This is a genomic window from Arthrobacter sp. SO3 (assembly GCF_020532825.1).
Lineage (GTDB): Bacteria > Actinomycetota > Actinomycetes > Actinomycetales > Micrococcaceae > Arthrobacter.
In genome coordinates this window covers 1-6,760 of sequence record NZ_MQTS01000130.1, presented here as the reverse complement: position 1 = coordinate 6,760, position 6,760 = coordinate 1, and the positions used below count along the sequence as shown (strand labels likewise).

5 protein-coding genes are annotated in these 6,760 nt (G+C 68.2%); 4 read left to right on the top strand and 1 reads right to left on the bottom strand.

The window, feature by feature from the left end; genetic code table 11:
* Window positions 1–10: 10 nt before the first annotated feature.
* Window positions 11–703, bottom strand: coding sequence for a TetR/AcrR family transcriptional regulator (locus BJQ90_RS12850; protein ID WP_319004634.1), 693 nt, complete (start codon window positions 701–703; stop codon window positions 11–13).
* Between the two features lie 164 nt (window positions 704–867).
* On the opposite strand from BJQ90_RS12850, the gene BJQ90_RS12845 reads away from it, so the two are divergent.
* The 4 genes from BJQ90_RS12845 to BJQ90_RS12830 all read left to right on the top strand — a co-directional run.
* Complete coding sequence (locus tag BJQ90_RS12845; protein WP_226760644.1) at window positions 868–2,475, top strand: carboxyl transferase domain-containing protein; 1,608 nt, start codon at window positions 868–870, stop codon at window positions 2,473–2,475.
* 7 nt (window positions 2,476–2,482) lie between these two features.
* Entirely contained in the window at window positions 2,483–4,678 is a 2,196-nt protein-coding gene (locus BJQ90_RS12840) for an acetyl/propionyl/methylcrotonyl-CoA carboxylase subunit alpha (RefSeq protein WP_226760643.1), read from the top strand.
* A gap of 69 nt (window positions 4,679–4,747) precedes the next feature.
* Window positions 4,748–5,911, top strand: coding sequence for an acyl-CoA dehydrogenase family protein (locus tag BJQ90_RS12835; RefSeq protein WP_226760642.1), 1,164 nt, complete (start codon window positions 4,748–4,750; stop codon window positions 5,909–5,911).
* Between the two features lie 39 nt (window positions 5,912–5,950).
* Window positions 5,951–6,760, top strand: an 810-nt coding sequence (locus tag BJQ90_RS12830; protein WP_226760641.1) for a CoA transferase subunit A, incomplete at its 3' end; no start/stop codon positions are given.

The window sequence follows — 6,760 nt, the reverse complement described above, 5'->3', positions numbered from 1 at the left end:
AGGGGTGAAGCTAGCCGAGCGGGGCGGGCGGGGCCATCAGGGCCGCAAGCGCCATGCTCTGCAGCAGCGGCCGGGCCCGCTTGACCGCAATCCGTCGGCCGTGGCTGCGCACGGAGTGCGGGGTGGAGTTGATCAGGCCAAACGTGGCGTGCGCCCGCATCCGGAGTTCAGCGGCCTCGGTGTTGGGGTGCAGCCCGGCCAGGACCTCTACCCAGAGCTCCACGTAGTTTCTCTGCAGCGTGCGGACCTCGGCCTGGTCGTCGTCGGCGAGGTTGCTGAAGTCCTGGTCCTGCACCCGGATGACGTCCGGGTTGCTGAGGGCGAAGTCCACATGAAACTCGACCAGCCTGCGCAGCGCAGCGGCGGCGCCGTCGGAATCGGCAATCACCTGCCGCCCGCCGTCGAGCAGCTCCTGGCTGACGCTGAGCAGCAGTGCCCCCAGGACGGCCTGCTTGCCCGCGAAATGCCGGTAGACCGCCGGGCCGCTGACCCCCGCGGCGGCGCCGAGGTCCTCGAGGGAGACGCGGTTGAACCCGTCGACGGCGAACAGCGCGGCCGCCGCGGACAGCAGTGCCTGGCGCCGGTTCTCCTTGGCCTGGCTGCGCTGGGTTGCCGGAGGCGGGGTCGCGGGGGCCCGGGTCGCCGGAGGCGGGGTTGCGAGGACCTGGGTAGGAGTCTGGCTCGTCTCGCTGGACTCGGTCACCGGCACATCCCTCATTTCAAATAAACGGCTGCTTATGTGGCCCTGTGTTGGACATCACAGTTAATAGAGACTAACCTAAATCTCAGTTATGCGGTACTAACCGAAGTGGCTGGAACGGGCGCAGCACAGGCCCCCAGCATGTAGGCCAGGAACGGAAGCAGTCAATGGAGACAATCGCCAGCCGGGTGGACGCGACGAGCGCCAGCTATGCCGCGAACCGCGGGGCCCAGCTCGGGCTGGCGCGGGAGCTGAAGGAACGGCTCGCCACGGCGGCCCTGGGCGGGCCCGAGAAGTCACGGGAGCGCCATGTCGCCCGCGGCAAGCTCCTGCCCCGCGAACGCATCGACCAGCTGCTGGATGAGGGCAGCCCGTTCCTGGAGATCGCGCCGCTGGCGGCCAGCGGCATGTACGATGACGACTCGCCCGGCGCCGGTGTCATCGCCGGGATCGGCCTGGTCCACGGCCGCCAGGTCCTGGTCATCTCCAACGACGCCACCGTCAAGGGCGGCACCTACTACCCGATGACGGTCAAGAAGCACCTCCGGGCGCAGGAAATCGCGCTGGAGAACCGGCTGCCCTGCATCTACCTCGTGGACTCGGGCGGGGCGTTCCTGCCCAAGCAGGACGAGGTCTTCCCGGACAAGGAGCACTTCGGGCGGATCTTCTTCAACCAGGCCAAGATGTCCGCGGCCCGGATCCCGCAGATCGCCTCCGTGATGGGCTCCTGCACCGCCGGCGGGGCCTACGTCCCCGCGATGAGCGACGAGACCGTGATCGTGCGCAACCAGGGCACCATCTTCCTGGGCGGACCGCCGCTCGTGAAAGCCGCGATCGGCGAGATCGTCACGGCCGAGGAACTCGGCGGCGGCGACGTGCACTCGAAGATCTCCGGCGTCACCGACCACCTGGCCGAGAACGATGAGCATGCCCTCCAGATCGTCCGCGACATCGTCTCCACCCTGCCCCGACCGGCCGCCCCCGCCTGGGACATCGACACCGCCGTCGAACCCCTGGCGGACCCGGCGGAACTGTACGGCGCGGTCCCCACGGACGTGAACGCGCAGTACGACGTCCGGGAGGTCATCGCCCGGCTCGTGGACGGCAGCCGCTTCCACGAATTCAAGAAGAACTACGGCACCACCCTGGTCACCGGCTTCGCGAAACTCCACGGCCACCCGGTCGGGATCGTGGCCAACAACGGGGTGCTCTTCAGCGAATCCTCACTCAAGGGGGCCCACTTCATCGAACTCTGCGACCAGCGCGGCATCGCGCTGATCTTCCTGCAGAACCTCTCCGGCTTTATGGTCGGCAAGGACTACGAGCAGGGCGGCATCGCCAAGAACGGCGCCAAGATGGTCACCGCCGTCGCCACCGCCCGCGTCCCCAAACTGACCGTCGTGATCGGCGGGTCCTTCGGCGCCGGAAACTATTCCATGTGCGGTCGGGCCTACTCGCCGCGGTTCCTGTGGATGTGGCCCGCCAGCCGCATCTCCGTGATGGGCGGCAACCAGGCCTCCAGCGTGCTCGCCACGGTCAAGCGCGACCAGTATGAGGCCCGCGGCGAGGAGTGGTCCGCCGCGGACGAGGAAGCGTTCAAGGCCCCGATCAAGGCACAGTACGAGGACCAGGGCAGCCCCTACTACTCCACCGCCCGCCTCTGGGATGACGGCGTGATCGACCCCGCGGACACCCGCACCGTCCTGGGACTGGCGCTCGACGTCGTCTCCCGCACCCCGCTGCCGGAGACCTCCTTCGGCCTTTTCCGGATGTGAGCCAGCAGTGACTACTTCTTCGCCGACTACAGATTCCACACCCCAGCAGCAGCCGCAGGGCACCAGGCCCCTCTTCGGCACCGTGCTCGTTGCCAACCGCGGCGAGATCGCCTGCCGCGTGATCCGCACCCTGCGTGCCCTCGGTATCCGCTCGGTCGCCGTCTACTCCGACGCCGACGCCGGGGCCCGGCACGTGCGCGAGGCCGACCTCGCCGTGCGGATCGGCCCGGCCGCGGCGGCCGAGAGCTACCTCAAAGTCGAGGCGATCATCCAGGCCTGCCGCGACACCGGCGCCGAGGCCGTGCACCCGGGCTACGGCTTCCTGAGCGAGAACGTCGACTTCGCCCGGGCCCTGGAAAAGACCGGGATCACGTTCATCGGCCCCGGCGTCGAATCCCTTAACGTCATGGGCGACAAGATCCGCTCCAAGAACCACGTCACCGGCTACGGCGTGCCGGTCGTTCCGGGCATCGCCGAACCGGGCATGACGGACGCGCAGCTGATCGAGGCCGCGGCAGGCGTCGGCTTCCCGCTGCTGATCAAGCCCTCCGCCGGCGGCGGCGGCAAAGGGATGCACGTCGTCGAACGCCCCGAGGACCTCGAGGCCACCCTGGCCACCGCCCGCCGGGTCGCGGCCAGTGCCTTCGGCGACGACACCCTCTTCCTGGAGCGCCTCGTCCTGACGCCGCGGCACATCGAGGTCCAGGTGCTGGCGGACAACCACGGCAACGTCATCCACCTCGGCGAACGCGAATGCTCGCTGCAGCGCCGCCACCAGAAGGTCATCGAGGAAGCACCTTCGCCGCTGCTGGAGGCATTGAACGACGGCGGCGCCACCCGCGCCCGCATCGGCGAGGCCGCCTGCAACGCCGCCCGCAGCGTCAACTACAGCGGCGCCGGCACCGTGGAGTTCCTCGTCTCCGACAACGCCCCGGACGAGTTCTTCTTTATGGAGATGAACACCCGCCTGCAGGTCGAGCACCCGGTCACCGAGATGATCACCGGCGTCGACCTCGTCGAATGGCAGGTGCGGATCGCCGCCGGCGAGGAACTCACCGTCCGCCAGGACGACGTCGTGCTCACCGGGCACTCGGTGGAAGCGCGGGTCTACGCCGAAATCCCGGAGAAGAACTTCCTGCCCTCCATTGGACAGGTCGTGCTGCTGGACGAGCTGCCCGCTGACTCCGCCGGCCGCGTCAGGGTGGACTCGGCCCTCGTGGAGGGCCTGCAGATCTCCTCCAGCTATGACCCGATGATCTCCAAGGTCATCGCGTGGGGGGAGGACCGCACCGCGGCCCTGGATACCCTCGATCAGGCCCTGGCCGGGTACACCGCGCTGGGCATCGACACGAACGTCGAATACCTGCGCCTGCTGATCAACGACGCCGACGTCCGTGCCGGCCGGCTCGATACGGGCCTGATCGAACGGAAGATGCCGGACTTCAGCTTCCGGCATGCCGGCGACTTCGAGGTGGTGGCCGCTGCCGTTTACGTCGCCGCCATGCACGACCATGATGCGCAGGACGCCGGGACAGGCCCGTGGGACCTCCGCGACGGGTGGAGGCTCGGTGTGCCTGCCCCGCGCCGGATCAGCGTGGGCACCCCCGACGGCGGTATCGCGGCGGTGGAGGTCTCCGGCTCTATCGGGCAGGGCACGGCGACGGTGAGCATCGACGGTGGGCCTCTGCGCACGGCATCACTTCGTTTCCCGAAACGCGACCACGCAGAGTTGATCCTCGGCGGGGTAGCCCGGGTGTACTCGCTCGCGCCGGTTCACCGGGGGCCCGTCCGCCCGGGGCCCGGCAACCCGTTGCCAACGGAAGTATTCCTTGGCAACGAGGGATGGTCCTGCCGGCTAGAGGTACTCACCCGGGAGACCCGGCTGGCCCGGGTGCTGGCCGCCATCGAGCGCGAGGAAGGCGCCGCGGATCCGGCCGTGCGCTCGCCCATGCCCGGCACCGTGGTGTCAGTTTCCGTCAGCAACGGGGACACGGTGACGGCCGGGCAGGTGCTGCTCTCCGTGGAGGCCATGAAGATGGAACACCAGCTCGTGGCGCCGCTGGACGGGACCGTGCATATCAGCATCACGTCCGGGGACCTGGTCAAGGCCGAACAGGTCGTCGCGACCATCCACCCGCCCGCGCCCTCGAAAGCCGAGGACACCATCGAAGAAGCCGTCATCGCCATGGGCGCGGCGGAATAGCCACCCCAGTTTCAGTACGACAGACCATAACCAGCTCTTAGACACAGCAGTACCGACAAAGGAGTCCCCATGCCAGATTTTGAACTCAGCGAGGATTACCAGGACCTCAGCGACACCGTCCGCGAATTCGCCGACCAGGTGGTGGCCCCGGTCTCCGCCAAACACGACGAGGAACACAGCTTCCCCTACGAGATCGTCTCGCAGATGGCGGACATGGGCCTCTTCGGCCTGCCCTTCCCGGAGGAATTCGGCGGCATGGGCGGCGACTACTTCGCCCTCGCCCTGGCGCTGGAACAGCTCGGCCGCGTGGACCAGTCCGTCGCGATCACCCTGGAAGCCGGCGTGTCCCTCGGCGCCATGCCGATCCACCGGTTCGGCACCGCCGCCCAGAAGGAGGAATGGCTGCCGCTGCTGGCCTCCGGCAAGGCCCTCGCCGGCTTCGGCCTGACCGAGCCGGAAGCCGGCTCCGACGCCGGGGGCACCAAGACCACCGCGAAGCGCGGCGGCGGGGAGTGGGTCATCAACGGCAACAAGGAATTCATCACCAATTCCGGCACCGACATCACCCGCCTGGTCACCGTCACCGCGGTGACCGGCCAGCAGGAACGCCCGGACGGCAGCATCAAGAAGGAAATCTCCACCATCCTGGTGCCCACCGACACCCCCGGCTTCAAAGCCGAAAAGGCCTACAACAAGGTCGGCTGGAACGCCTCGGACACCCACCCGCTGACGCTCAACAACGTCCACGTTCCCGAGGAAAACCTGCTCGGCACCGAGGGGCGCGGCTATGCCAACTTCCTCTCCATCCTCGATGAGGGCCGGATCGCGATCGCGGCACTGGCCGTCGGCGCCGCCCAGGGCTGCGTGGACCAGTCGGTGAAATACGCCAAGGAACGCAGCGCCTTCGGGCAGAATATCGGCAAGTACCAGGCCATCGCGTTCAAGATCGCCCGGATGGAAGCACGCGCCCACACCGCCCGCCTGGCCTACTACGACGCGGCCGCCAGGATGCTCGCCGGCAAGCCGTTCAAGACGCAGGCGGCCATCGCTAAGATGGTCGCAGGCGAGGCAGCCATGGACAACGCGCGGGACGCCACCCAGGTGTTCGGCGGCTATGGCTTCATCAATGAATTCACCGTGGCACGCCACTACCGCGACTCCAAGATCCTTGAAGTCGGCGAGGGCACCACAGAGGTGCAGCTGATGCTGATCGCCCGCGAACTGGGGCTCTGACCGGCCCGCTGGCCGCAACCGCCGAGAGAAGGATCAACGATGATTAACAAAGTTGTTGCCAGCGCCGCCGAAGCCGTCGCGGACATCCGCGACGGCGCCTCCCTCGCCGTCGGCGGGTTCGGGCTCTGCGGCATTCCGGTGGCCCTGATCGATGCCCTGCACCAGGGCGGCGCCACAAACCTGGACACCGTGAGCAACAACTGCGGAGTCGACGACTGGGGGCTCGGGATCCTGCTCCGGGACGGCCGGATCCGCCGCACCATCAGCTCCTACGTGGGGGAGAACAAGGAATTCGCGCGGCAGTACCTTGCCGGTGAGCTCGAGGTGGTCCTCACCCCGCAAGGCACGCTGGCCGAGAAGCTGCGCGCCGGCGGGGCCGGCATCCCCGCCTTCTACACGCCGGCCGGCGTCGGTACCCAGGTGTCCGACGGCGGCCTGCCGCAGAAGTACGACGCCGGCGGCAACGTCGCGATCGCTTCCGCGGCGAAGGAGGTGCGCAGCTTCAACGGCGCCGACTACGTCCTTGAGGAGTCGCTGACCCCCGACTTCGGACTGGTGCACGCCTGGAAGGGCGACCGCCACGGCAACCTCGTCTTCCACGCCACCGCGATGAACTTCAACCCGCTCTGCGCCATGGCCGGGAAGATCACCATCGCCGAGGTCGAGGAACTCGTGGAGCCAGGGGAGCTGGACCCCGAACACGTCCACATTCCCGGCATCTTCGTCCAGCGTGTGGTGCTGGCGCCCGGCGTCGAGAAACGGATCGAGAAGCGGACCGTGGCACTGGCGGCCGCGTCCGCCGCCGGCACTGCAGCCCCCACCACAGCAGCCCCCACCACTGCAGCCCCC